This is a genomic window from Candidatus Saccharibacteria bacterium, assembly GCA_012965045.1.
GTDB lineage: Bacteria > Patescibacteriota > Saccharimonadia > Saccharimonadales > DTSZ01 > DTSZ01.
The window spans coordinates 883,753-909,550 of the sequence record DTSZ01000001.1; the positions used below are offsets into that span (position 1 = coordinate 883,753).

Sequence of the window (25,798 nt, forward strand, 5' to 3'; positions counted from 1 at the left end):
TATCAGATGCACAATGAGTATAATGTCCGGTGGAACCTCCTTGAAGTAGTACGACAAGGACCGAGACACGCGAAAACAGCACGTAATGGATAGTGGCTGAATAGCGTGTTATTTTTATATAAGACAGCAGTAAAGGGGAAAACAATGGGCGATAGTAGTAAAAACCTAGAAGCAATGCGACACAGTCTGGCGCATATCACGGCTGCTGCAGTTCAGAAACTATGGCCTGACGCAAAATTTGGCGTCGGACCGGTGGTAGACAATGGCTATTATTACGACATAGACCTCGGTGATATACAGATTTCCGAAGACGATTTTAAAAAAATCACCAAAGAAATGAAAAAAATTATTTCAGAAGATCAAACATTCGAAAAATTAACTATGCCAATTGACGAGGCGATTAACTGGGCGAAAGAAACAAAGCAAGACTATAAGCTAGAGTTGCTACATGATTTACAGCGAGACGGCACAACATCCGCTAAAGACATAGACAAGGAACAGCTTGGAATAGGTTCAGAAAGCAGTAAAGTTGACAACGTTTCTTTTTATAAGAATGGTGATTTTACCGACCTTTGTAGGGGGCCTCATGTTGAGTCTACTGGCATGGTTGGGGCGTTTAAACTTACTAAAGTTGCTGGAGCATATTGGCGAGGCGATGAAACCAAGTCGCAAATGCAGCGGCTGTACGGGATTGCTTTTGAAACTAAAGAGGACTTAGCTAATTTTCAAAAAGCACAAGAAGAGGCAAAGAAACGCGACCATAGAAAACTCGGTAAGGAGCTCGACTTGTTTACCTTCAGCGATCTTGTTGGGTCCGGCCTACCTCTGTTTACTCCGCGTGGAACTGTAGTTAAGAATCTACTGTCCCGCTTAAGCACTCAGCTTCGTTCGCAAATTGGCTTTAAGGAAGTATCGATCCCACACATCACTAAGCAAGACTTGTACGAAACTTCTGGCCACTGGAGTAAATTCGGCGACGAACTATTTCTTGTAAAAAGTCAGGAAACGTCCGATCAAATGGCCTTGAAGCCAATGAACTGTCCACATCATACTCAGATTTACGCCAGTAAACCGCGGAGCTATAAAGACCTGCCGATCATGTACCAGGAAAATACTGTGCAGTATAGAGACGAAAAATCAGGCGAATTACACGGTTTGTCGAGAGTGCGTTCTATTTCAATCGACGACAACCATGCGTTTGTACGCCCAGATCAGATTGAAGGTATTGCTGAAAAAATTATTACGGCTGCAGTTGAATTATATGAAGTAATAGGAATGGATCTTCGTTTCAGACTTTCCTTTAGGGATGATGCAGAGGGATATTTGGGTGATATAGAGAACTGGGAGCAGGCACAGGATCGTTTAGTTCAGCTTGCTAAGGCTAATAATCTTGACTATTTCATTGAGGAGGGCGAAGCAGCCTTTTATGGTCCAAAAATTGATTTTATTGTTTCGGATGCGCTTGGGCGGGATTGGCAAGTTGCGACTCTACAACTTGATTTCGTTCAACCGGAGCGGTTTGGTCTAGAGTATGTTGACGAAGATGGGCAAAAACAAACCCCAGTGATGATTCATACAGCACTACTTGGTTCAGCCGAGCGATTTTTGAGCGTGTATATTGAGCACACCAATGGTAAGTTCCCATTTTGGCTTGCGCCGGAACAAATACGAATCTTGACTATAAACGATGAAGTAGCAGATTATGTAGATAAAATAACATCGATACTTGACTCGGTAGCACTTATGAAGCCGCTTAAATACAATGAACTACGTTATGAAGTTGATAATCGAAGTGAGTCGCTTGGCAAGAAAATACGTGAAGCAAGAAAGCAGCGTGTGCCAATGCTATTTATCGTTGGACCGAAAGACAAAGACTCTGATGTGGTGAGTGTTCGGGTCGGCGAGAACGAAGAAGTTGTACCTCTGGCTGAGCTACGGTCATTTGTAGAAAAAGGACATGTTTAAGCAGAAGGTAATTAGTGTAGTCAATCAGATACCGTATGGTGCGGTCGCAGCGTATAGTGATGTTGCTGCGCTAGCGGGCAGCCCTGGCGCGGCGCGGGTTGTTGGGCAGATAGCCAAATATAGCTCTTCAGATGCTCCGTGGCACCGAGTCGTACGGTCAGATGGAACGTTAGCCGAGGGTTTTGCCTGGGGTGGCGCTAAAGCACAGCAACGCCTACTGGAAAGCGAAGGCGTAGCATTTTCACCCACAGGTGCAATAGTTGGCTTTGAGTCATTGAGGGGAGTGGCTACATGAAAAACAGCCACCCTTTAATCGTTATTGTTGGCGAAACCGCATCTGGAAAGTCGGGTCTTGCTCTTGAGTTAGCGGGTTTGTTTGACGGTGAAATAGTAAACGCTGATGCCTGGAATGTGTACACTGAAATGAATATAGGCACCGCTAAGCCTAGTGATGTCGAAAGATCAACAATTAAACATCATATAATAGATATAAAAAATCCCAACGACGATTATACAGTGGCAGAATTTAAAACAGATGCTCTTGAATCTATTAAGGACATTAGTAGCAGAGGTAAATTGCCGATAATGGTGGGCGGCAATGGCCTATACGTAGACAGTGTGTTGTTTGATTACAGTTTTCTACCACCAGGTGAGCCAGGTGAAAGAGAACGACTTAATAAAATGTCCATTGAAGAACTATTACAAATAATAGAGTTAAAAAAATATAGCCTCGTCGGCATTGACATAAGAAACAAGCGACGCTTGGTGCGTCTAATTGAAAATAAGGGCAAGCTTCCAGAAAAAAAAGACATGCGTAAAGACACTTTAGTTATAGGACTAAGAATTTCAAGAACAAAATTGCGCAACAATATTGAAAATAGGGTTGAGGAGATGTTTCGACGGGGTCTTAGAAAAGAAGTGGACGCGCTTGTAGCAAAATATGGGTGGGAGCCGGAGGCCATGAAAGGTATTGGCTACTATGAGTTTAAGCAGTACTACCAAGGTGAGCAAAGCATGACTAAGACTAAACAGAGAATCGTTAGTTCGACATTAAAGCTCGCGAAACGACAACGAACATGGTTCAAGAAAAACCAAAATATAGAGTGGATTGAACACAAAGAACAAGCTTTTGAGAAGGTGCGTAGTTTTTTGAACACACATTAGAAAACTTTTCTGCTACAATACTATACGTATAACAGGGAAGGTAGAATGATTGAGCAGTTGTTTGGTTCAAAGACACGCGTAAAGTTGCTTCATTTGTTCTTTTCAAATCCGAATCGGTCGTTTTACGTGCGGGAAATTACTCGGAAAATCGACGAACAAATCAATTCGGTTAGAAGAGAATTAGCAAACCTGCTATCTATTGGCCTTATTTCATCAGAGAACACCGACAACAAGCTATATTATGAAGTTGACCAGAACTATCAACACTACGCGCCGCTTAGACAGATCTTTACACACATAACTGATTCTGAACATGTTGATGATTCCGATAACTCAAAGCGGTTCCGAGAGATTGGTTCCGTTAAAAAAGTTTTCTTGCTGGGGTTTTTTGTACGAGACGACAGCGCACTAGTTGATCTTTTTATTGTAGGGGATGTTAATCAAGTTAAGCTTGATAAACTAGTTAAAGAACTAGAAAAAGAAGAAGGCAAAGAGGTACGATATACTGTCTTGGACCCTGATGATTATGAGTACAGAAAGAAGATTGGGGACAGGTTTGTTACCCAGATTCTGGAGAGCAAGAAGTCGATCATTATCGATGTAAAAAAATCATCGCCAAAAAAGACTAAACAGGTAAAACAGGAGAAAAAATAGGTATGGATTTTCAATATTTAGGCGCAAACTGTATTAAGGCAGAAATCGCAAAAGCTACTTTCATAATCGATCCTTCGCAAAATGCACAAGGTGTGACAAAAAAGCTTGTAGAAAAGTCTCACATTTTAGTTTCTGGGATGTATCCAGTTGAAAAACCAGCAGTTGACGAGACTCTGTTCTTAGATTTTCCTGGTGAGTATGAAATTGATGGGGTAGCATTAAAGGGCATTCAGACAAAGAGTCATACCGATGTTCATGAGAGCGACGCAGATAGCAATGTTATCTACACACTGCGCACTAATAGTTTGAGTCTGTGCGTAATGGGGAATCCGACCAGCGATTTAAGCGAAGAGGTTTTTGAGCAAATAGGCACTGTTGATATATTGGTCGTACCTGTTGGAGGTGGTGGATTTACCCTCGATGCTAAGGCCGCTAACAAAATAGTGAAACAAATCGAACCTTCTGCCTGTATTGTGACTCACTTTGACGAATCAAAATCATCATATGACATGCCCCAATTGAGCTATAAAGATTTCTTTGACGAAGTAGGTAGTGGCGAGCTGGTGTCTGATCAGAAACTAAAAATTAAAGCAAAAGACTTGCAGGATGGCCTACAAGTCTTTGCTTTGAAAGTATAATTTTACAGTTCGTTTAAAGAATGCCTTTTTTCTTTAAGGTTCTTATACCTTTTGCACTTACTTTTAACGTTGTCTTTTTACCATCAATAACCACCCTCTTAGTTTGAAGGTTGGGTTTCCAGATTTTTTGGGTTTTTCGCTGGGAGTTACTAACATTGTGACCAAATTGTTTGGTCTTCCCAGTTACTTCACATTTGTATGCCATAGTATTTCACCTGTTACAAGGTGAAATACTACAGTAAAAGTGGTTAAATAGTCAATGCAATATCTAATTTGAGGCAAAATGGATTCTACATTTTTATTGATAATTATCGGTTTAGGAACAATTTTATTTTCTTCGATCGTTCATGAGATTACTCACGCATTTGTTAGCGATAGGCTCGGTGATGATACGGCTCGTCATTTAGGCAGGCTTAGCTTCAACCCATTGGTCCATATTGATCCCTTTGGCTCAATTCTTTTACCATCTTTTTTATTGTTTATTAACATCATTGGAGGAGTGCCGGTACCTATATTTGGAGCGGCCAAACCAGTACCATTCAATCCGTATAGGCTTAAGTTTGGCGAATATGGGCCAGCAATAGTTGCTGTAGCCGGACCGCTTAGTAATCTACTCATGGCATTCTTAGTTGGCTTCGGCATAAGCCTTGCGGGTGTTGACGCTTCATCAATGCTGTTTGAGCTGTCTAGCTTATTTATACTCATTAACCTTGGCTTCTTTGTGTTTAACATGATTCCGTTTCCACCTCTTGACGGCTCACGGTTGCTGTATTCGTTTGCACCAGAGAGTGTTAGGCGGCTTATGGAGTCGATCGAACGCCAAGGGTTGTTTGCTATCGCGTTATTGTTAGTCTTCTTTCAAGGTCCGCTATCTCAGTTTATGAGTGAATCAATCTTTTTTCTGTATAGGCTAATGCTATAAAGCTTGGTTATAATGGAGTAGTCATCACTCCTAGCTATGTGTATATTTTCCTGAATATTCATATGTAGGGAGTTCAATATTTTGGGCAGCCGTGGTTGCCCAGTGAGAACACCCACCTGGTTCGCGCCAGGAAAAAACCGGTTGGGGGTGATGGCGTAATGCCATAGCAGCCTATAGTAGGTCTGGGGCAGCAGTCACCACATACAGTTAGCGCAAAGAGGAGCCAACATGCCGGAATCACAACATAAGCAGCCAACCATAATTGTGCGAGCTGAAATACTCCTAGAGCAGTCGCTCTTGGTAGTTAAGCGTAGTGCGGGTAAAACTCGGCCGGAAGAATGGGAGCTGCCTGGCGGAAAAATAGATGCTGGAGAGACACTAGAAGAGGCTTTGATGCGTGAACTGCGCGAAGAAGTGAACTGTTCTGTATTGCATGCTCAGTATCGGGGTAGTTTTAATTCTCTACAAGACCACGCATTAATTATTGTTTTTTCAGTAACCATCGATAGCGCGGATGACATCAAACTCAGCGAAGAACACAGTGAGTTTGCCTGGATATCGAAAGATACAGTGAGTGACTATGAATTAACTTCAGATTTTAAGACGTATATCCAAAACAGATTAAACACGAAATTTAATGATGACAATAAGTCAACGAAAGAGTCCAAAACACTCCATATTTATACCGACGGGGGATCACGTGGAAATCCTGGCCCTTCGGCGACTGGCTATGTTGTATATGACGACAACGGTACGTTGATTGATTCAGGTGGAAGCTATCTAGGCGTCACTACAAACAATCAAGCCGAGTATCAAGCCCTGCTTGAGGCAGCAAAAAAGAGCCATGAATTCTCACCAGAAAAAATTATTTTTAGCCTAGACAGCCAATTGGTTGTTAACCAAATGACCGGTAAGTATAAGATAAAAAATAAAGATCTATGGCCAGTGCATGAAGCTATTGTCGAAACGCTGCGTGGTATCGATGTTAATTACACCTATGTTCCGCGAGAGAAGAATAAAGAAGCTGACGCAATGGTAAATCAGGTTCTTGACGCAAGAAAATAGGATACAATAGATTGTAAGGCTGTAGTTTTGTCGCCCCTCGTCTTTGTGGTTAATCTCGACCATGGAGGCGAGGGGAGGAAAGTCCGGGCAGCGCATGAGCATAACAGTTGTTAACGACAACCAAGAGTAATCTTAGGGAAAGTGCCGCAGAAACAATACATCCCCTGAATACAGGAGATAAAGGTGAAAAGAGTGAGGTAAGAGCTCACAGCATGGTGTGGTGACATACCATGGTGGTAAACCCTGTTAGCTGCAAGACCAAGTCAAATGGTTGCTCGCCGCAATGACTGAAGTCGCACCGAGCTAGTTAGCAATAGCTAGCCCAGATAGATGGCAATTAAAACAGAACCCGGCTTACACGCAGCCTTGCTTTGAAACTATTATTTAGAAGTTTGTTTTACTAATTCGCTAAAAGCTTTTGGATGTGAAAAAGCAATTTGACTCAGAACTTTTCTATCAAGTTCGATGTTGCTTTGCTTAAATGCGGCCATAAGCTTTGAGTAGGTTGTGCCGTTTTCACGTGCTGCAGCGTTGATTCGTTGAATCCATAGTCGCCTAAAGTCACGTTTGCGGTTTCGTCGGTCTCGATAAGAATACTGCAATGACCGTGTGATTGCTTGTTTTGCTAATTTATACGAACGTCGTCGAGCTTTTTGCATTCCTTTTGCAGAAGCTTTTACTGATCTGTGTCGTGCTTGTTTAGTTACACCTCGTTTTATTCGCATGATTATTCTCCTAAGGCTCTCTTTATATGCTTTTCTCTAGTTGCATGAATAGGGTGTTTCTTGCCATAGGCACGTTTACGGGCTGAGCTCTTTTTGTGCAAAAAGTGGCTCTTATAAGAGTGTTCGCGAAGCAATTTACCAGTAGACGTCTTTTTAACGCGCTTCTGAGTTGATTTGTGGGTCTTAATTTTAGGCATTATTTACTCCTGATAACCATGGTCATATAGCGGCCTTGCATTGCAGGCTTCTGGTCTACATTAACCTCTGTGTCTAACTTATTAATAGCTTTTTCTAGAAGAACTTCACCAAGTTCTTTGTGAGCCATTTCACGTCCTCGAAAGAATACACTGAGTTTTACCTTGTGTCCACTCTTGAGGAAATCGTTAACTTTTCGCAATTTAACGTCTAGGTCGTGTTCACCTATTTTTAATCCAAACCGAATCTGTTTTACTTCAGAGTTTCGTTGGTTTTTTCGATTCTTTTGTTGCTCTTTGGTTTTGCGATAATTGTATTTGCCCCAATCTACAATCTTGCAAACTGGTGGCTTCGCGTTGGGGGATACCTCTACAAGGTCAAGCCCAGCGTCTTTTGCTCGTTGGAGCGCTTCTGACGTATCAATAATGCCGACTTGCGATCCATCATCAGATATAAGTCTAACTTTGTCGACTCGAATCTGCTGATTAATACGTGTTTTTTGGCTAATTATTAATACCTTTCAATTATCAGTTGAAATACTAGCAAAGAAAACAACAGGGGTCAACAGATTAGATCCTATACCAGGGCTTTCTTTAGGGCTTCTGATTCTTCTGAGGATAAGTCGTACTCTGATTTACCACTAGTAATTGGCTTTGCGTATACCCGTGTTCCTTCTCTGCCGTGGATCGTGGTTAAGATAAATCCATTGTGTTCGCTGTTTAAAATGCATAACGAAAAACTTTGGTCGCCACCTGTGTCGCGGTACGGATTGAAACGAACAAGACCAACCCGTTTGAGCGATTCGTCTAAAAGGTTTTGATTTGCCTTTTGTATTGCGGTTAAGGTGTCGGTTCGTTTTTTTAGGTCTTTCTGGCGAAGTTGATGTAATTCAAGTTTGCGAAGTAGCTTTTCAGTGTCGATATCTTCGCCAACAACACGTTGCAAACGACTATAGATAGTCGATGTTCTATAGAGTGCAGCAGCACTTACTCCTAAGCTAATCAGACAGACAATTAATAGAACAATCATCATTCAACCTCTTTAAATCGATATTGCAGGGCTTCAGCGATGTGGTTTTTGCTTATGGTACGGATATCGTCGAGATCTGCGATCGTCTGCGAGACCTTGAGTGTACGCATATAACCGCGCGCCGATAGTTTAAGTGTATCAGCTGCAGAATCTAAAAACTCTTTTGCCTCAGTATCTATAGATAGGTGTGTCTTAAGGTCTTTATTGTTCATATGGCTATTGAGTTTGGTGGTGCTATTGAACCGTTTTGATTGAATATCCCGAGCCTTTTTAACATTCGACTGCATAGTCTTTGATTCGTCAGGGCCGGATTTTCGCAATATTTTTTTGCTTGGAATGCGACCGACTTCAAGCAGAAGGTCGAATCTATCAAGTAATGGCCCTGATAACCGCGATTTATACCGCTCTATTTGGGCAGCACTACACTTACAGGCTATGTCGGGGTCTGTCAGGTATCCGCATGGACACGGGTTTTTAGTCGCAATAAGCGTAAATCGAGCGGGGAATTGTGTAGAGCCTTTAGCCCGCGATATTGTTACATGCCCATCTTCAAGCGGTTGGCGGAGTGACTCAACTACGTTCCTGCTAAATTCTGGCAATTCGTCTAAGAACAGCACCCCATGATTACTCAAGCTAACTTCACCTGGTTTTGGATCGCTGCCGCCGCCAATTAAGGAAATAGCGCTGGCAGTATGATGCGGTGCCCGAAACGGACGAGTTCGTACAACTTCGAAGTTGTTTTGAGCAGACATGCTGTGAATCATTGTAGTCTCAACTATTTCTTGTTTGTTCATAGGTGGCAGTATGCCCCCGAAGGCTCGTGCCAACATGGTTTTCCCGCTACCCGGCGGCCCATTCATTAGTACGTTGTGTCCACCGGCAGCAGCGATTTGCAAGGCGCGTTTTGCTTGGTCTTGATCGGATATTTCGCCCATGTCCAAAATTGAGGGGTCATTTAATTGCGATGAAGGCACAGATTGATTGGTTCGGAGCTTTTCTTCACCGATCAAGACTCGATAGAGTTGTTTGAGGTTTGTTGGAGCGTAAATTGAGGCATCTTTGATAAGTTGAGCTTCGGCAAGGTTTTTTGGACTTACAACAACCGTATAGCCAAGCGCATGCAGGCGCTTAACGTGGCTAAGCACCCCAAAGATCGGCCGTAGACTACCATCAAGCCCCAGTTCGCTGCAGAAAGCTAGCTTAGCGGCTGCAGACTGAGTTACTTGCCCAGAGGATATGAGAAGCGCCACTGCAATCGCTAAATCATAGCCTGTGCCGCTTTTTGGCAAGTTGGCTGGAGCAAGATTTATAGTGAATTTTTTCGCCGGTAAGTTTAAGCCACTGTTTTTTATAGCACTTCTGACTCGATCTTTCGCCTCATCAACAGATTTACTCGCTAAACCAACTATAACTATCGAGGGCAGGGAGTTTGCAGCGTCACACTCTACTTCTACTAATTCACTAGAGAATCCATAAATTGAAGCGGAGTGCACTTTGGACAACATGATAGTACATAGAATAACAGATGGTTGCCCTTATGTTTTTTAGCAGCAATAAAGATATGGCAAACAAGTCGCTATTTCGACCTATCTATACATGGTCTACCACTACAGGCATATATTGACATTTTATGATATAATTATGTTAACGGGGCTGTATTGCTTTGACGTTGAAAGTTAACATTCTAATTGGCAAGTCGTCTGATTTGGCGTTACCGAATCAACCTATAACTGCAAACACATTTGCAAGCAAGGTGCGAGCTTTTGTTGGATCATTCCAACTTAATGCTTCACCTTCATTCGCTTAAGTAAACTAAGCGACGCTGGGTTTTAAGACACCGATACAAAAATCCGGTGCTATATTTTTCGGTTAAGATTGTTTGTTCTGACAATGCAAATAATTCGAAAATCGTATGTCTAGACGAGTCGGCATTTTGGTTTTTTTAAAGCCGATCGTTGAAGGTATTAAAGAGCCTAAGCTTGTAGAGGATTAGAATGTTTTTCAAACGGACCGGGGCTCATACCCCGCAGCTCCACCACGTTGATTTCGTATTTTAAATGAATGTAAAAAGAGCGCTTCGCTGAGCGCTCTTTTTGTTCGTAAATTAAAACAACGGCTCACGAGTAGCCGTTGTTAGGTGGTATGTAACCGTTTTTGTTTTTGAGCACTATTTTTATTCAAGTGCTATATACATCTTAAATAAGCATAAGCCCCTCTGTCAATAAACATTGAACACAAAAATTATGTACATGTGGATAACTATTGTCGGCCGGAGCGTTTTATAGCTTGGTTTTTTCGACGAGCATCATCTTTTTTTTGTAGGCTTTGTCGTTTGTCATATTGTTTTTTTGGCTTGCCGATGCCGATTAATAATTTAATAAAATTGCCTTTGGTTTGGATTTTTATCGGCACGATCGAATTGCCATTTTGTTTTTTCGCTTGCAGGTTTTTTAACTCCCGGGCTTGCAATAAAAGTTTTCTATTGCGGTCTGGATCATGGTTATTTTGGGCGTTTGAAAACTCAGGAATGAACGCGCCGACCAACCATAGCTCGCCTTTATTGAAGTTGCAGTATGTGCCTTTTATAGAAGCTCGTCCGCCGCGTATTGACTTCACTTCAGTGCCAGTCAAGGCAAGACCGGCTAGCACGGTTTCTTCAATCGCGTAGTCATAATTTGCTCGTGGGTTTTTTGATAAAACTGACATAATAATAAGTAGTATAACGTTGTTGAGGTATAATTGCCTGCATGATACGACAAGATCTACAAAACATTCTCCGGGATGCGCTTAATCAGCTGGAATACACACCAGATGAAATAGAGGTGGAACTGACTGACCCTAAATTTGGGGACGCATCTACTAATGTGGCAATGAGATTGGCAGGAACAGTCGATATGCCACCGCGCGTAGTAGCTGAACAGATTGTAGATGTACTTAATTCCAATAAACCTCCATATTTGAGTGCCATCAGTGTGGCTGGCCCGGGGTTTATTAATTTTTACCTTACAGACAAAAGTTTGTTTGATAGGGCAGATGTAGGCGCTGTCTTGCAAGACCACAAGCCGTATACCGGTAAAACCTTCGTTGTTGAGTATTCTGACCCAAATCCATTCAAAGCACTTCATGCCGGTCATCTGTACACGACGCTGGTCGGTAATGCCATCGGTAACCTATATGAAACAGCAGGAGCTAAGGTCTACAGAGTGAATTTTGGCGGTGATGTGGGCTTGCACGTAGCCCGTGCGATGTGGGGAATTGTGCATCACGGGTCAGAGGGTTCAATGGATGAGGCGGCTGGCTTACAGTATTCAAAGCAATGCGTAGATTTAAGTGAGGCGGAGCGGGCTCAGATTGTGGCTGGGCACTACGTAGCGGCAACCGCAGCCTACGAAACGAACGATGTGGCTAAGAATCAGATAATTAGCTTCAATAAACGTGTGTATAAACTGCACGAAGATCAGGATAAAACCAGCGACTTCGCACAAATATACTGGATGTGGCGAGAATGGAGCTATGATTACTTTAAAACATTCTATGAAGCAATTAATGTAGCACCATTCGATAAGTACTATCCAGAAAGTGACACAACTCAATTAGGGCTTAAAACAGTCAAAGAACAATTGAAAAAAGGGGTCTACGAAGACAGCGACGGTGCTGTTGTTTTTAGAGGTGAAGATTATGGTCTGCATACACGGGTTTTCATTAACTCAGAAGGCCTACCGACATATGAAACTAAAGATGTAGGACTCTCACTCCACAAGTGGCAGGACTATAAATTTGATACTTCGGTAATTATTACTGGGAATGACATTGTTGAGTACATGAAGGTAGTTCTAAAGAGTATTGAACAGTTTAATCCCAGCCTAAGTTCACGAACTGTTCATTTAACGCACGGTCAGGTAAAGCTTGTGGGTGGTAAAAAAATGAGTTCACGGACTGGAAACGTCTTGTTAGCGCACGACGTTCTCGAAGCAGCCACAGTAGCTGCTGGCGTGAACTCTAAGAATAAAGTAGCGGCCGATGTAAAAAAAATAGCGTACAACGCTGTTAAATACGCTTTTTTAAAGCAAGCAATTGGCGGAGATATAGCCTATAGCCCGACAGAATCACTTGCCTTGACGGGTAATTCATCTGTGTATCTTCAGTACACATATGCTCGGGCACTAAGTGTGCTAGAAAAAGTGACTACCGTGGAAGATACTCCATTTGACGTTGATTTAGAACAAGCTGAGAGAAACCTCCTGCGCGTCATTAGCCAATATGGTGACACAGTTGAGGATGCAGTGAATAACGTCGCTCCGCAAGTCGTTTGTCAGTACGCATTTACACTATGTCAAACATTCAATGTTTTTTATGAAAAAAATAAAGTTGTTGGTTCAGACCGGGAAGCATTACGCGCTGAAATACTTAAAAAATTTACTCAAACAATGGACCATATATTTACTATTTTAGGACTTGAAAAACTTCGTAAACTGTAACAAAACGAAATTTTTGTACTTTTAAGGTATAAATAACAACATAGATTAGCCACAAATAACACCTCAAAAAGTATTAACAACAACAAAAATTTATAAAATTATTGACATAAGCTATATATAGTGCTAAAGTTTATTCACGATCAAATAACAAAAAAGATCGAAACAAAAAACGCTCTGAAAAGCTAATAGCTTCAAAGAGCGGTCAGTCAAAAGGGTAACAAGCGCTATGATGGGCATGAGCGGATTTGTTGCCCTTTATTTATTTACGACCTAAACTCAGAGTGTACCTATGAAACTAATCTATCTAGAACTATGTTGCGCCGCATTCTTGGCTGTGCTTATTAACACTACCGACCCTGCCGAGCAGTCTCCCTTGGTGGTATTATTCGCATTTGCTCTATTAGTGCCCGTTATTGCGTTAATTGTACGCTTGATATACCGGTTTATTGGTAGACCGATCACTGTAACGTCACGGTATTTGCGAGCAGTATGTGCAGTTGTTTTCTTGGCGTATCTTTCTCTGCAAGGGATTACATTCATTGAAGCGATAATATTCAGCACATTGTTTTTGCTAATTTGGTTTGTTAAAAAAAGAAATACCAACAGTAGTTATTGATCTATCACTTTGTTATACTTGTAGCCAATGAATCCACTACAAGAAACAAACCCGCAGCAGTTTGAAAACCAGCCCCAAAGTAGCCCCGACTCTAGTAGTCAGGAGTTAACGCCAGCGCAGCTTGGAGCTGAGCAGCAAGAGTCTACGCAAAATCCAACCCAGAATGAAAAAAAGCTCAGAACTACAAGTAATAATTCAGCGCAACCACTTAACTTGCCAGCCGTTGACGTCAGCACTGTGCAGTCGGCGACCCAAACGACGTCTGACGGCACAGGTGCTTCGGCCTCACCGTTAATCGCTGATGATGTGGATGTAATTGAGAAAGAGTGGGTCGACAGAGCCAAGGCGGTCATTAAAGCATATGAGAATGATCCTCAACTTCAAGAGAAAGAAATAAATAAACTCCAACAAAATTACCTAGAGAAACGCTATAACAAAAAAGTAACAAAACTAGATGGTTAGATAGATGCAGGGAATATTGATAGCAGTAATAGTGCTTATAGCCTTAGGCGGTTTTGCTTTTTTTGCATACAGAATTTATAGATCAACCCTCCGTGAGGCGAAGGGATTTGAGCGGCGGCTGAAAATGGTGCCTCTTCTCATCCACCTACCGCCAGCCAGCGACGACACAGAAATTGGGAGCCGTGACGTTCGTGATGTTATTGATGAGAAAATATCTCAAGCTGAAACACTTTATAATGTTATAGCTAGTACTGCTAAGAAAGGCTTTAAAAGTAATTTCTACGGCCAGCGCCATATTGCTTTTGAGGTGGTGGCTGTGAAAGGTGTTGTAAATTATTACGTTTCGGTGCCAGTCGCTATGGAGGCGGTGGTTAGGCAGGCGGTATTAAGCGCATATCCAACCGCCCACCTCGAGGAAGCGTTCGTGCACAGTGTTTTTAATAACGTTGGTAAAATAACATCAACAGTTGGAGGTGAGCTTAATTTAATTAAAGAGTACGCCTATCCGATCGCCACATTTAAAGAACTCAAACGCGATGCCATGCAGTCACTCCTTAATGCTATGGGTTCGCTCGGGGAAGAAGATGGCGCGGCCGTACAAATACTTATTCGACCGGCAAAAGCTGGCTGGGATAAAACCGTCAAAGCTAAAGCCGATAGCATCAAAAAGAATAAAGGGTCAAAGTCTGGGCTGAAGTCATTACTATCTATAAAAGACCTAACCCAAGCCTTGTGGAAGCCGCCAGAAGCAGGGGATGCAAAACCAGAAGATAAACAATTATCCTCACTCGAGCAGAGCACTGTAGAGGCTATTGAGAATAAAACTCGATCAGCAGGCTATGAAGTCTTAATCAGGGTCGTCTGTTCATCTAACACCGTTCATAGTTCGACTAATATTCTGAACAATATAATTGCAACCTTTTCGCTGTTTAATTCACAGGGATTAAACGGCTTTAAATTCACAGAAACAAAGAATATCCAGAAATTTGTAACAGCGTATATTTTACGGCTGTTCCCGCCTGAACTTAATATGAACATATTGAATGCAACAGAGTTGGCGACAATATTTCATTTACCAGATGCTCAATTTACGCCGACGTCACAATTACAACGTCAATCGTCGAAACAGGTTGATGGACCACATAATATACCTAAAGAAGGTCTGCTTATGGGCTATAACGTCTATCGCTCACTTAAGAAAGAAATACGGCTTTCTGATGATGACAGACGAAGACATATGTACATTGTTGGACAAACCGGCACGGGTAAATCGGTCTTTTTAGAAAACCTAGCACTTCAAGACATGATTAATGGCAAGGGGTTTGCATTTATCGATCCACACGGAGATTCGGTGGAAGCTTTGATCTCTATGGTGCCAAAAGAACGCACCGAAGATGTTATCTACTTTAACCCTGGTGATATGGAGTTCCCGCTTGGCTTTAACTTATTTGAGTATCAATCCGAAGAACAAAAAGACTTTTTGGTGCAAGAAACAATTAACATGCTAGAGAAGCTATATGACCCAAACAATCAAGGAATTGTTGGTCCGCGCTATCATCATATGTTTAGAAATGCCGCTCTAACTATAATGTCTGATCCCAACGGAGGGACATTCATTGATTTACCGAAACTATTTAGCGATAAGCAGTTTTTAAATAAAAAGCTCAAACACGTCAAAGACCAAACACTAATAGATTTTTGGACGAAGGAAATTCCTGGATCCGAACGATCAAATGAGTTCGGTGAGGTTAAGAGTTGGTTTGTGAGTAAGTTTGGGGCGTTTCTTTCAAATACAATGATGCGGAACATCATTGGGCAAAACAAAAGTTCATTTGATTTACGGCAAGTGATGGATGAGGGCAAGATACTGCTCGTCAACCTGTCTAAGGGCCGCGTAGGAGAGCTTAATTCCAAACTTCTTGGCATGATGTTTGTAATGAAATTTCAGGCTGCAGCAATGAGCAGGGCAGAGATCCCGCAGGAGATGCGCCGAGATTTCAGCCTTTATGTGGACGAGTTCCAAAATTTTTCAACAGAGTCGTTTGCAACCATTTTGTCTGAGGCTCGAAAGTATCGATTAAACCTTATTGTGGCCAACCAGTTTATAGGCCAACTTACGGAAGAGATTCGTGATGCTGTATTCGGAAACGTTGGTACAATTGCAACATTACGGTGTGGTGCAACAGATGCAGATTACCTGGTAAAACAATTCTCACCAGTTTTTGATAATCAAGATTTGATAAAATTACCAAACTACAATGCTGTTGTTCGCCTCATGATTTCTGGAATTCCTTCCACTCCTTTTAGCATGGAGACAATTCCGCCGCTTGGAGCACCGAATAAGGAGCTTGGAACGGCCTTAAAGCAGCTGAGCGCTGCTAAGTATGGTAAGCCTCGCGCAGTAGTTGAAAAGAGTATTTTTTCTCGGTTAGACAGTGGCCCACCAGCAGGTCGTCGGCCAATGGCTGGTTCTGGCATGCCGCCGGCTCGTCCTGATTCTAACCCAGCGCTTTCGGGCAAGCCTGCTCCAAAACCACTCGGAAAATCTAGTTTTCTTGATGAATGGCTGGCAAAGAAAAAGGCAACTCAGTCAAGCGGCGCTAGCACAGGAGGTCAGGCTACCCCAAGTGCACGTCCGCAACAACTACGACCCAACCAGGGGAGCACACCAGCAGCGTCAAAGCCACTTCAAGCAACCAACAGTATTCCAGCGGCACAGCCGTTGGCGCCAGCCCCCGAGCTCACCCCGCAAACCAAACCAGCGAGTCCAATGCCACCACCTTCGGCTTCACCAGTGCAAACATCTACATCGGGTAATTCTCAGGCTGATCCTCAAGCACAGCCCGCAGTAGAGCAGATGCACGAGCCGGTCCAAGAGGATACTACCTTAAAGATTCCTCGAGAGGCGTCCACGAGCCTGTCGAGCGATATTAAGCCTACAAACAGCCCTGACACCAATAATGAAGTTGAATCGTTGCTTGAGCGGTCTCAGAATACCAGTGAAGCATCTGGTGCTGTTGCGCCGACTAACGAAATTAGTTTCGACGAAGATGGTAACCCGATTCTTAGCTAGTTTTTCGTATATATTTATTAACCAAAAATCGCAACAAATCGATAAGAAGACCAGCTGTTGCCCCAATAGCTAGTAAGACATAAATGTAGTAATAGCTATCAATTAAGTAGCCATTTTTTCGAGAAATAATATAGATAAGGACACTGCCAACTGCTGAAAAACTAAATGCTCCAAGGAGAGCGGATGGTCGAGCAACAGTGGTGCCGATAATTTCTGATGTTCTTTCAATAGCTTTAGTGTGCACTACGTTACTGAACAGTCTCTGTGATTGCGTAAGTTGTTTGCGGGTGCTTTGCATAGTCTGAGCGAAATACTCATTTTTCTGTTTTTGTAGGTTAACCGGTTGAGAGGTTCGTTCTTTTGGAGGTGTATATTCGTTTGATTGTTTAGCAAGCTCGTGTGCCCGTGATGAGTAATCATTTTCACGGTTTGCTACTTTTTCTGCTTTCGAAGATTCAGTCTCTAGCGATCGACGAATTTTCTCTAAATTTTTCTCTGCTTCAGCTTGAGAAATTTCGAGAGCTTCTTGATTGCGAGATAATTTTTCAGACATCGTTATACTCCGTTTATTTCATGTTGTTTAATGATCGATAACTCAGTGCTAAGCAGTTTGTTGCGCTGGTACAAGAACACAGATACACCAACGACCAAGACTAACAGGCTAAATGATTGGCCGGCTCCGGTATTTGGTAAGCCTTGAATAGTTTGTTCGACTTGTTTTTCAACAGGGCAGTCAATTTTTATAGAGATGGTATTACTATAAGTGTTGTCGATCTGACAATCATACCGCAACGGATTAGATGCCACTTGATTTGTCTCAGGAATTGGATTTTTTATTTGTACGAAGAATAATTTTTCTATGGTTTCACCAGGTTCAAGTTTATCTTCTGAGGACCATGTAATCACACCGTCATTCAACTTACCCCCACCAAGAAGGCTTATTTCACTATTGTAGGCTTCTGGTTCACTGACTCGCTCACCGCTACCGCTAATGACATCGGCATACTCCAAGACGTCACTGACATACTCGTTCGGTAGTGTGTAGTCTTCGTATTCTACGTTTCCACTATTTTGCACAGTTAGTCGGTATTCGATAATTTCATCTGCACCGACAGTTTGCTGGTGCAAGCTGTCTGAGCGTGGGTCACCCGCTACAGTTCGAATAGGGTTAAAGCTGGCGAGTAGGCGAGCAGACTTCGATTGATCAATGCGTTCGTTGGGTGCTTCGATTGTTGTAATTTCTAATGAACAATCACTCTTGTTCGTTACAGTCCCATCGGAAAACCGGATCTGTACTGCAACTTGGTATGTATCGACGTCTTCGAATGACCACGTAAGATTTTGGTCAGGGCTATCTTGCACCACTTCATTGTCGACAAAATATTTAAAACGAACTGGTGTTAGAGAGTACTCCTCGAATGTCGGCTTGAATGTTATAGATACAGGTATAGTAAATTCCGAACTAGCAGATTGAGCAGCAAGGTAGAGGCAAATAGGCTCCGGTTCTGGTTCAGATTCGGGTACATTTTCTGGTTCTGGTTGTTGCGGTTCAGGCTCAGGGTCGGGTTCACGTTCTGGCCTGTGAATAGGAGTTGATGTTACTACCTCTGGAGGTATCTCCAGATCAACACAAGCCACTGGCTCGGAGTGCTCTGTATCGGAAGCGCCAGCCTGATCAATATAGTGTGCGTCCGACCTATTGCAAATAATCTCACCCTCAGCGTCTTCGATGACGTAGACTCGCAAATTACGAATAGCTTGTTCATTTGGCCCTAACGTACCAATAATCCACTCAACCTTAACTTGGTCTTGGTTGTGTTCTAAAGGGGTGCCACCTTCTGTGATGGGTGTTAATGGTCGGAGATTAGGGTTGAGTCGGTCTACGAGCTTTACATTGTAGGCAGGGCTATTGCCATTGTTAGCTACAGACAATTGAAAATTCAAAATATCGCCAGGTTCCACTGGGCCAGAAGGTGACACAATGCGCTTATCAGTTGTAATGTTGGTTTCTGGTGGTTCTCGAAAGACAATGTTTCCGCACGAATATAAAACATAGATACGACCACCGTCGATCGACAGAGCTTTGTATTTGCTTGCTTGTGTTGAGCTACTATCCCAAATATGAAGCGGTCGATGGTAGTACGATTCAGATCTTCCAGGTACCGTGAATCTTACATCGGCGCTTGGGTCTCTTGTGTTTCTGTCTCGGCCAATTGATCGGAGGTTGCGGTCATCGGGGTTATTGCAGCCTCTTGTGGCGCTTGGCTCTTCTTTAGAGCAAATATAGGTTTCTCGTGAGCTTGCGATGTCTTCTCGACTGATTCCGTAGAATTCGAAGAGTTCTTGTAGGCCTGGAGTTGCATTAGCTCCATATACTGCCGAAGTCAGGGCATCTTTTGCAGCCGATTCAGACAGGTCTTGACCCCCAGCAGTTCTTAGCCCACCGCGAATCAGGTCATTCGCATCACTGGCAATACTTGGGACAGGTGAAACCACAACAACTAAAAACTGAACCACTAGTGTTAGACCAGCAAAAATTAAACCAAGTTTTCGAGTTATATTTTCTTTTTTTAACCGTTGAATATAGAAGCCAACCTGCGACAGCAAGCTGGGGCTATATGGTAAATTGGAAACGATTTTTTTAAACATTTTTGGATGTTTTTGTATAAGTTATGTATACAGTTAAGCATAAGTAGAACTTCTTAGCAAAGAAGATACTAACTTGTTGAATCCAAAAAAAATAGGGTATAATATTCACTAATCAACCAAACAGCAACAACTTGAGTGAGGGAAAATGGCTAAAGGCTCAGATTACGGTGCGCAACAAATACAAGTTCTTGAAGGGTTAGAACCCGTTCGCAAACGACCAGGTATGTATATCGGTAGTACCGGTATTGATGGTCTACATCACATGATCAAAGAGGTAGCAGACAACGGTATCGACGAAGCGATCGCTGGTCACGCCTCGAGAGTCGAGGTGACACTTTTAGAAGACGGCGGTGTACGCGTTGCAGATGATGGCCGTGGTATACCTGTAGAAAAACATGCGAAGACAGGTGTTTCTACACTAGAAACTGTTTTAACTGTGTTGCACGCTGGCGGTAAGTTCGATGGAGATGGCTACAAAGTTTCGAGTGGTCTGCACGGTGTCGGTGTCAGTGTTGTAAATGCGCTTTCTAAAAAATTAATTGCCGAAGTTCATCGCGACGGCAGCTACTATACTCAGGAGTACCAAGCTGGTGCGCCAAAAACTAAAATTAAAAAAATTGGTCCGAGTGACAAAAACGGGACAATTATTACGTTTTGGCCAGATACCTCAATTATGGAGGATACCCCTTTTGACTATAAATGGGTTGTTGATTATCTACGCCACCAAGCGTATTTAACGAAAGCTATTCACACCCAAGTTGAAGACCAACGCACAGGTAAAAAATATGCTTTTTATTTTGACGGTGGAATCAAGTCCTATGTTAAGCACTTAAACTTTGGTAAAGACATCCTTGGCGAAGAAATCTTTTATGTCGAACGACAAGTCGAAGATGTGTCAGTTGAAATTGCACTGCAGTACACTGACGCCTTTAATGAGGTTGTAAAACCCTTTGCAAACAACGTGTTTAACCCTGATGGTGGCACTCACTTAACAGGTTTTCGTTCAGCGCTGACCCGAGTTATTAATGAATACGCGCGGAACAATAGCTTGCTTAAAGAAAAAGAAGAAAATCTATCAGGTGAAGACAGCAGAGAAGGGTTGACTGCAATAATTCTTGTAAAAATGCCCGACCCGCAGTTTGAAGGCCAGACAAAGAATAAGCTCGGCAACCCGGAAATTCGCGGATACGTAGAGCAGGTAATGAGCGAATGGTTCAGTTATTTCCTCGATGAAAATCCGAGCATCGCTAAGAAAATTATAGGTAAAGCGATTTTGGCAGCTCGAGCACGAAAAGCAGCCCGAGCAGCTCGTGATAATGTGATTCGAAAAGGTGTACTCGAGGGCACGTCGCTTCCTGGAAAGCTTGCAGACTGTAGCAGTAAAGATCCAGCCAAGTCAGAAATTTATATTGTAGAGGGTGACTCTGCTGGTGGATCAGCTAAGGTGGGACGAGATAGTACATATCAGGCAATTCTGCCATTGCGAGGTAAGGTATTGAATGTTGAACGAGCTCGCCTTGATAAGATGTTGGCCAACAATGAAATAACCAGCCTCATAAAGGCGCTCGGGGTTGGCATTGAAGAGCAATTCGACATAAACGGCTTACGTTATGACCGGATTATCATCATGACTGACGCCGACGTCGACGGAAGTCACATACGTACGTTATTACTTACATTCTTCTTTAGACATATGAAGGAAGTTGTTGAAGGTGGTCATTTATATATAGCTCAACCGCCGTTTTATCAAATTAAAGTCGGTAAAAAAGTACATTACGCATATACAGATGACGATAAAAATCGAATACTGAATCAACTGATCGAAGAGAAGAAAGAACGAAGTAAATTAGACAACGATTCACTTGATATCGACGAAGCAGATGAGGCGAGTCTGGCTAAGGCTGCCGGAGCACAGCTTCAACGCTATAAGGGTCTTGGTGAAATGAATGCTGAGCAGTTATGGGAGACAACAATGGACCCCGAAAACAGAGTGTTATTACAGGTTAAGGTTGAGGACGCTGAAAAAGCAGATGCAATATTTAATAAGTTAATGGGGACCGAAGTGCTTTTACGAAAGAACTTTATTCAGACCCACGCACGCTACGTAAAGGAATTGGATATTTAGAGTATGGCAGACGAACTACAGCAACCAGACAACGATAATCTAAGCAATCAACAACCGATCGAAGGAAGTATTGTTGAGGGCAGTACAGAGAAAACCAAATTTGGTTTGATTAAAACGAGGACGCTCGAAAATGAAATGGAAGAGAGCTACTTGCAGTATTCCATGAGTGTCATAGTTGCTCGTGCATTGCCTGACGTGCGCGATGGAATGAAGCCTGTCCACAGAAGAATTTTGTATTCGATGGGACAAAACGGCAACCGGCACAACGCAAAATATACTAAGAGCGCTAGGATCATCGGTGATGTCATGGGTAAATACCACCCGCACGGTGACAGTGCTATCTATGACTCAATGGTCCGATTAGCTCAACCATGGGCTATGCGCTACATGATGGTTGACGGTCAGGGTAACTTTGGCTCAATGGACGGTGATCCGCCAGCCGCCATGAGGTACACCGAAGCTCGAATGATGCGACCTGCTGAGGAAATGCTTGCAGATATCGATAAAGACACCGTTGATTTTAGAGATAACTTTGATGGGTCTGAGCAAGAACCAAGTGTGCTACCAGCACGACTGCCTAATTTATTGCTCAATGGCCAAATTGGTATTGCTGTTGGTATGGCAACGAACATCCCACCGCACAACCTCGGTGAGATTGTTGACGCGACGGTTGAAATTATTGATAACCCCGAAGCAAACACCGAAGATCTTTTAAAGCACGTGCAGGGACCAGACTTTCCAACAGGTGGCGTTGTGTATGGCGGCGATCCATTGCGAGCGGCCTATGCAACTGGTAAAGGTGGTATAACTATTCGTGCTGTTGCTGATATTGTTGAGCATAAATCTAAAAAAGATCGCTTTTCGATTATTGTTTCCGAAATACCGTTTGCGGTGAACAAAGCGAGTTTAATCGAAAAAATAGCCGACCTCGTTAAGGATAAAAAGATTCAAGGCATTAGTGATCTTCGAGATGAAAGCTCTCGAGGTGATGTTCGAATTGTTGTCGATCTTAAGAAAGATTCGTATCCTAAGAAAATTTTGAATCAACTCTACAAATTCACCCCTTTGCAGACGAGCTTCCATTACAATATGTTGGCATTAATCGACGGCATACAGCCACGAGTGCTTGGCTTAAAAGATATGCTGACGGAGTTCATTAAACACCGTCAAAACGTAGTGAGACGGCGTACAGAATTTGAACTCAAAAAGGCTGAAGCGCGGGCTCATGTACTCGACGGATTAAAGATAGCTCTCGATAATATCGATGAAATTATTGCAACGATTAGGGGCTCTCAAACTACTGAAGAAGCTCAAAAGAATTTGATTAAGAAATTCAAATTATCCGAAATTCAAGCCCGAGCAATTTTGGCTATGCAGCTTCGCGCCTTAGCAGGTTTGGAGCGTCAAAAGATCGAGGATGAACTTGCAGAGCTCAAGAAGCTTATTGCCGAACTTAAGAAAATACTTGGCGATGAAAAGGAAATTCTCGCCATAATTAAAGCAGAACTACTAGAAGTTAAAGAAAAATACGGTGATGAGCGACGAACTAAGATTGAAAGTTATGAGCTTGGTAAATTCAGCGAAGAACAATTAATCCCGAATGAACGAGTAGTAATTGTCGTCACTAAAGGTAACTATATTAAGCGAACGCCACTTGATGCATACAAAAAACAGAATCGTGGAGGAAAAGGTAAGCGCGGCATGACCACTAAAGAAGAAGATGTCATTGAACATCTCGTAATGGCCAACACGCACAACTACCTATTGTTCTTTACAAATAAGGGGCGAGTCTTTAGGCAAAAAGCCTATGAAGTTCCACAGGCAGGGCCAAATGCTAAGGGTCAAGCCATGGTTAATATGTTGCAGTTACATCCTGATGAGATCGTTACCGCTGTAATTAATTTAGATGCCACGGTTAAAGATTCTGGATTCTTGTTTATGACTACCGATCACGGCACAGTTAAAAAGACACCACTCTCGGCTTATGAGAACGTGCGGCAGTCTGGTCTTATTGCCATCAACTTGGTTGATGGAGATGAGCTACGCTGGATACGAGTAAGTACCGGTGAAAACGATATAATAATTACAACAAAGGATGGTCAAGCAATTCGCTTCAATGAGAAAGACGTACGACCAATGGGCCGTACCGCCCGAGGAGTTCGCGGTATCAAGTTGCGCAAGGACGACAAGGTAATTTCTATGGACATCGTGCAGGAAGAAGCTAATATCTTCATGATCAGCGAGAATGGCTATGGTAAACGAACCAAGGTAGATCACTTTACTCGTCATAGACGTGGCGGTGTTGGTATTAAAGCAGCTGTATTGAATTCTAAAACAGGTAAATTAGTATCTGTTAAATCACTCCGTCAAGCTGGAGCTAAGAATAAAGCTGATGAGGTAATTATTATTTCGAAAAACGGTCAAACAATCCGTCTTGGAATTAGTGACATATCTGAACTTGGTCGGACCACTCAAGGCGTCAGGATTATGAAGCTTAATAATGATGATAAAGTGGCTTCTACCGCCCTTGTCCGTATCGAGGACGAAGAAGACGATGAAAGCTCTGAGCAGCAGACTGACGACAAAGAAGCCGAGAAGACCCCTAAAAAAAGTTCAAACAAGACAAAAAACGCTAAAAAGGAGTAGTTAGATATGTATCAGTTTCTTGCCGCGCCAATAACAGGGTGGTTTTTAGCTCAGTTAATTAAGTTTGCTGCGGCAGCACTGCGGGGCGACGTAGATTTTGCATGGTTTTGGCGGTCTGGTGGAATGCCAAGCGCACATAGCACCACAGTTGTGGCTCTTGTTAGCACCGTAGGCTTCCTGTCAGGCTTTAGCAGCGCTGTATTTGCCGTTACCGCAACCTTTGCCGCTATTGTTATATACGACTCTGTAGGAGTGCGTCAGGCAGTCGGCAATCATTCCAAGCTGCTTGAGAAATTACGAATTAAGTCTCAGATTGATCACCGCATAAAGCAAACACTTGGCCACACCTTGCCCGAAGTTCTCGGAGGTATTGTTTTAGGAGCTGTAATCGGAATCGCCTATGCAGCAACTGCAAACAAGGTCGGAGGGTTAACAGACTTTATCTCAACACCGTTAAGCGGCGCTGAGTTTAGAATAGCTTGGGTGCTAGTCTTACTACTATTGGTAGGTGCTGCGTCATACAACGCTTTTGCTCTTCGCAACCGAAAGACCCCAACTTTTAAGCGTCTAAGAAAAACAGTTTTTTATTCAGTTATCTTACCGACAATGTTTGCCGGATTATTTATCGTACTAGCCCAACAACAGGTTAGTGCCTTTGAGTGGCGGATGTGGGTCTGGTCTACCTTGGTGTTGGTTATTGTGTTGCAAATAAGCTATTCAATACGGTTTTATTCGAAGATACCTCTGTTAGTAAAAGAAGAAAATGCACGTTTGATTAATAAAGTAAAACCAAAACGTAATAGTAAAAAACGCAAGCGTAAATAGCGTATATTCGTTGTTGTAATTACATGTTGACACACTACTGTTGAAGCTGGTAGGCTACTACTTGTCGCTTAAATTGTGTGTGAGCACGTAGAGTTTAAGCAGAATGTACGTTAAGAATTTAGTTGTGCAGCGTCTTTGTAAAAAGATAAATTATGTTAATTCAAAAGTTTTAGGAAAAAGCTTTTTATAAGTAGTTAATTCTACTTTTTTGGAGAGTTTGATCCTGGCTCAGGATGAACGCTGGCGGTATGCCTAATACATGCAAGTCGAGCGGAAACACTTCGGGTGTCGAGCGGCGGACGGGTGCGTAACGCGTTGGAATCTGCCCCAAACTGAGGGATAAGCCATCGAAAGATGGTCTAATACCGCATATGGTCTACGGATTAAAGCCTTCGGGCGGTTTGGGAGGATCCTGCGTAAGATTAGCTTGTTGGTGAGGTAATAGCTCACCAAGGCGATGATCTTTAGCTGGTCTGAGAGGATGATCAGCCACACTGGAACTGAGACACGGTCCAGACTCCTACGGGAGGCAGCAGTGGGGAATATTGGACAATGGGCGCAAGCCTG

22 protein-coding genes, 1 rRNA gene and 2 other RNA genes are annotated in these 25,798 nt (G+C 42.8%); 16 read left to right on the forward strand and 9 right to left on the reverse strand.

From position 1 onward, the window contains the following. Window positions 1–144: 144 nt before the first annotated feature. The 5 genes from EYO12_04560 to EYO12_04580 are packed head-to-tail and all read left to right on the forward strand — an operon-like array spanning window position 145 to window position 4,421. Entirely contained in the window at window positions 145–1,965 is a 1,821-nt protein-coding gene (locus EYO12_04560; GenBank protein HIA92350.1) for a threonine--tRNA ligase, read from the forward strand. Beyond that, a complete protein-coding gene (locus tag EYO12_04565) occupies window positions 1,958–2,260 on the forward strand; it encodes a methylated-DNA--[protein]-cysteine S-methyltransferase (GenBank protein HIA92351.1) in 303 nt (100 codons plus the stop codon). Before EYO12_04560 ends, EYO12_04565 begins: the two co-directional genes overlap by 8 nt. Continuing rightward, a complete protein-coding gene (miaA, locus tag EYO12_04570; protein ID HIA92352.1) occupies window positions 2,257–3,129 on the forward strand; it encodes a tRNA (adenosine(37)-N6)-dimethylallyltransferase MiaA in 873 nt (290 codons plus the stop codon). The genes EYO12_04565 and miaA overlap by 4 nt, the downstream gene beginning before the upstream one ends. Before the next feature lie 45 nt (window positions 3,130–3,174). Further along, the gene (locus tag EYO12_04575; protein ID HIA92353.1) at window positions 3,175–3,783 is read left to right on the forward strand and encodes a transcriptional regulator; all 609 of its coding nucleotides are present in this window, start codon (window positions 3,175–3,177) and stop codon (window positions 3,781–3,783) included. A gap of 2 nt (window positions 3,784–3,785) precedes the next feature. Further along, the gene (locus EYO12_04580; protein ID HIA92354.1) at window positions 3,786–4,421 is read left to right on the forward strand and encodes a hypothetical protein; all 636 of its coding nucleotides are present in this window, start codon (window positions 3,786–3,788) and stop codon (window positions 4,419–4,421) included. A gap of 13 nt (window positions 4,422–4,434) precedes the next feature. Here EYO12_04580 and rpmB read toward each other — a convergent pair whose 3' ends face one another. Further along, a complete protein-coding gene (rpmB, locus tag EYO12_04585; GenBank protein HIA92355.1) occupies window positions 4,435–4,626 on the reverse strand; it encodes a 50S ribosomal protein L28 in 192 nt (63 codons plus the stop codon). Between the two features lie 78 nt (window positions 4,627–4,704). Between rpmB and EYO12_04590 the strand changes: the two genes are divergently transcribed. From EYO12_04590 to rnpB, 3 genes are all read left to right on the forward strand, one after another. Beyond that, the gene (locus EYO12_04590; protein HIA92356.1) at window positions 4,705–5,343 is read left to right on the forward strand and encodes a site-2 protease family protein; all 639 of its coding nucleotides are present in this window, start codon (window positions 4,705–4,707) and stop codon (window positions 5,341–5,343) included. A gap of 228 nt (window positions 5,344–5,571) precedes the next feature. Continuing rightward, window positions 5,572–6,408 (forward strand): NUDIX domain-containing protein, encoded by an 837-nt coding sequence (locus EYO12_04595; protein HIA92357.1) that lies wholly within the window; start codon window positions 5,572–5,574, stop codon window positions 6,406–6,408. Window positions 6,409–6,422: 14 nt separating this feature from the next. Then, window positions 6,423–6,781: RNase P RNA component class A (gene rnpB, locus EYO12_04600), an RNA gene on the forward strand. A gap of 7 nt (window positions 6,782–6,788) precedes the next feature. On the opposite strand, the gene rplT is transcribed toward rnpB, so the two are convergent. From rplT to EYO12_04625, 5 genes are all read right to left on the reverse strand, one after another. Then, window positions 6,789–7,136: a 50S ribosomal protein L20 gene (gene rplT / locus EYO12_04605; GenBank protein ID HIA92358.1), complete on the reverse strand. Its 348-nt coding sequence runs from the start codon at window positions 7,134–7,136 to the stop codon at window positions 6,789–6,791. Further along, complete coding sequence (gene rpmI, locus EYO12_04610) at window positions 7,136–7,330, reverse strand: 50S ribosomal protein L35 (GenBank protein ID HIA92359.1); 195 nt, start codon at window positions 7,328–7,330, stop codon at window positions 7,136–7,138. The genes rplT and rpmI overlap by 1 nt, the downstream gene beginning before the upstream one ends. Next, window positions 7,330–7,836, reverse strand: coding sequence for a translation initiation factor IF-3 (locus tag EYO12_04615; protein ID HIA92360.1), 507 nt, complete (start codon window positions 7,834–7,836; stop codon window positions 7,330–7,332). The genes rpmI and EYO12_04615 overlap by 1 nt, the downstream gene beginning before the upstream one ends. Before the next feature lie 68 nt (window positions 7,837–7,904). Next, window positions 7,905–8,360, reverse strand: a complete 456-nt coding sequence (locus EYO12_04620) for a DUF4446 family protein (protein ID HIA92361.1) — start codon at window positions 8,358–8,360, stop codon at window positions 7,905–7,907. Then, window positions 8,357–9,862, reverse strand: a complete 1,506-nt coding sequence (locus EYO12_04625) for an ATP-binding protein (protein ID HIA92362.1) — start codon at window positions 9,860–9,862, stop codon at window positions 8,357–8,359. The genes EYO12_04620 and EYO12_04625 overlap by 4 nt, the downstream gene beginning before the upstream one ends. Window positions 9,863–10,006: 144 nt before the next feature. Here EYO12_04625 and ssrA point away from each other — a divergent pair. Next, window positions 10,007–10,395: a transfer-messenger RNA gene (ssrA, locus tag EYO12_04630) on the forward strand. Between the two features lie 221 nt (window positions 10,396–10,616). Here ssrA and smpB read toward each other — a convergent pair. After that, the gene (smpB, locus tag EYO12_04635) at window positions 10,617–11,063 is read right to left on the reverse strand and encodes an SsrA-binding protein SmpB (protein ID HIA92363.1); all 447 of its coding nucleotides are present in this window, start codon (window positions 11,061–11,063) and stop codon (window positions 10,617–10,619) included. 41 nt (window positions 11,064–11,104) lie between these two features. Between smpB and argS the strand changes: the two genes are divergently transcribed. From argS to EYO12_04650, 3 genes are all read left to right on the forward strand, one after another. After that, on the forward strand, window positions 11,105–12,835 hold the full coding sequence (gene argS, locus EYO12_04640; protein HIA92364.1) for an arginine--tRNA ligase: 1,731 nt from the start codon (window positions 11,105–11,107) through the stop codon (window positions 12,833–12,835). Window positions 12,836–13,478: 643 nt separating this feature from the next. Continuing rightward, window positions 13,479–13,913 (forward strand): hypothetical protein, encoded by a 435-nt coding sequence (locus tag EYO12_04645; GenBank protein ID HIA92365.1) that lies wholly within the window; start codon window positions 13,479–13,481, stop codon window positions 13,911–13,913. Between the two features lie 4 nt (window positions 13,914–13,917). Beyond that, window positions 13,918–16,986: an ATP-binding protein gene (locus EYO12_04650; GenBank protein ID HIA92366.1), complete on the forward strand. Its 3,069-nt coding sequence runs from the start codon at window positions 13,918–13,920 to the stop codon at window positions 16,984–16,986. Here the strand turns inward: EYO12_04650 and EYO12_04655 are convergent. Together EYO12_04655 and EYO12_04660 are read right to left on the reverse strand one after the other, a co-directional pair. After that, window positions 16,979–17,539: a hypothetical protein gene (locus EYO12_04655; protein ID HIA92367.1), complete on the reverse strand. Its 561-nt coding sequence runs from the start codon at window positions 17,537–17,539 to the stop codon at window positions 16,979–16,981. The genes EYO12_04650 and EYO12_04655 overlap by 8 nt on opposite strands. A 2-nt stretch (window positions 17,540–17,541) precedes the next feature. Next, window positions 17,542–19,635 (reverse strand): DUF11 domain-containing protein, encoded by a 2,094-nt coding sequence (locus EYO12_04660; protein HIA92368.1) that lies wholly within the window; start codon window positions 19,633–19,635, stop codon window positions 17,542–17,544. 145 nt (window positions 19,636–19,780) lie between these two features. Here EYO12_04660 and gyrB point away from each other — a divergent pair, with 145 nt between their 5' ends. From gyrB to EYO12_04680, 4 genes are all read left to right on the forward strand, one after another. Then, the gene (gyrB, locus tag EYO12_04665; protein HIA92369.1) at window positions 19,781–21,760 is read left to right on the forward strand and encodes a DNA topoisomerase (ATP-hydrolyzing) subunit B; all 1,980 of its coding nucleotides are present in this window, start codon (window positions 19,781–19,783) and stop codon (window positions 21,758–21,760) included. A gap of 3 nt (window positions 21,761–21,763) precedes the next feature. Beyond that, window positions 21,764–24,406: a DNA gyrase subunit A gene (gene gyrA / locus EYO12_04670; GenBank protein HIA92370.1), complete on the forward strand. Its 2,643-nt coding sequence runs from the start codon at window positions 21,764–21,766 to the stop codon at window positions 24,404–24,406. A 6-nt stretch (window positions 24,407–24,412) separates the two neighbouring features. After that, window positions 24,413–25,231, forward strand: a complete 819-nt coding sequence (locus EYO12_04675) for a divergent PAP2 family protein (GenBank protein HIA92371.1) — start codon at window positions 24,413–24,415, stop codon at window positions 25,229–25,231. A 208-nt stretch (window positions 25,232–25,439) separates the two neighbouring features. Continuing rightward, window positions 25,440–25,798: ribosomal RNA gene (locus EYO12_04680) — 16S ribosomal RNA — on the forward strand; the annotation flags it as partial.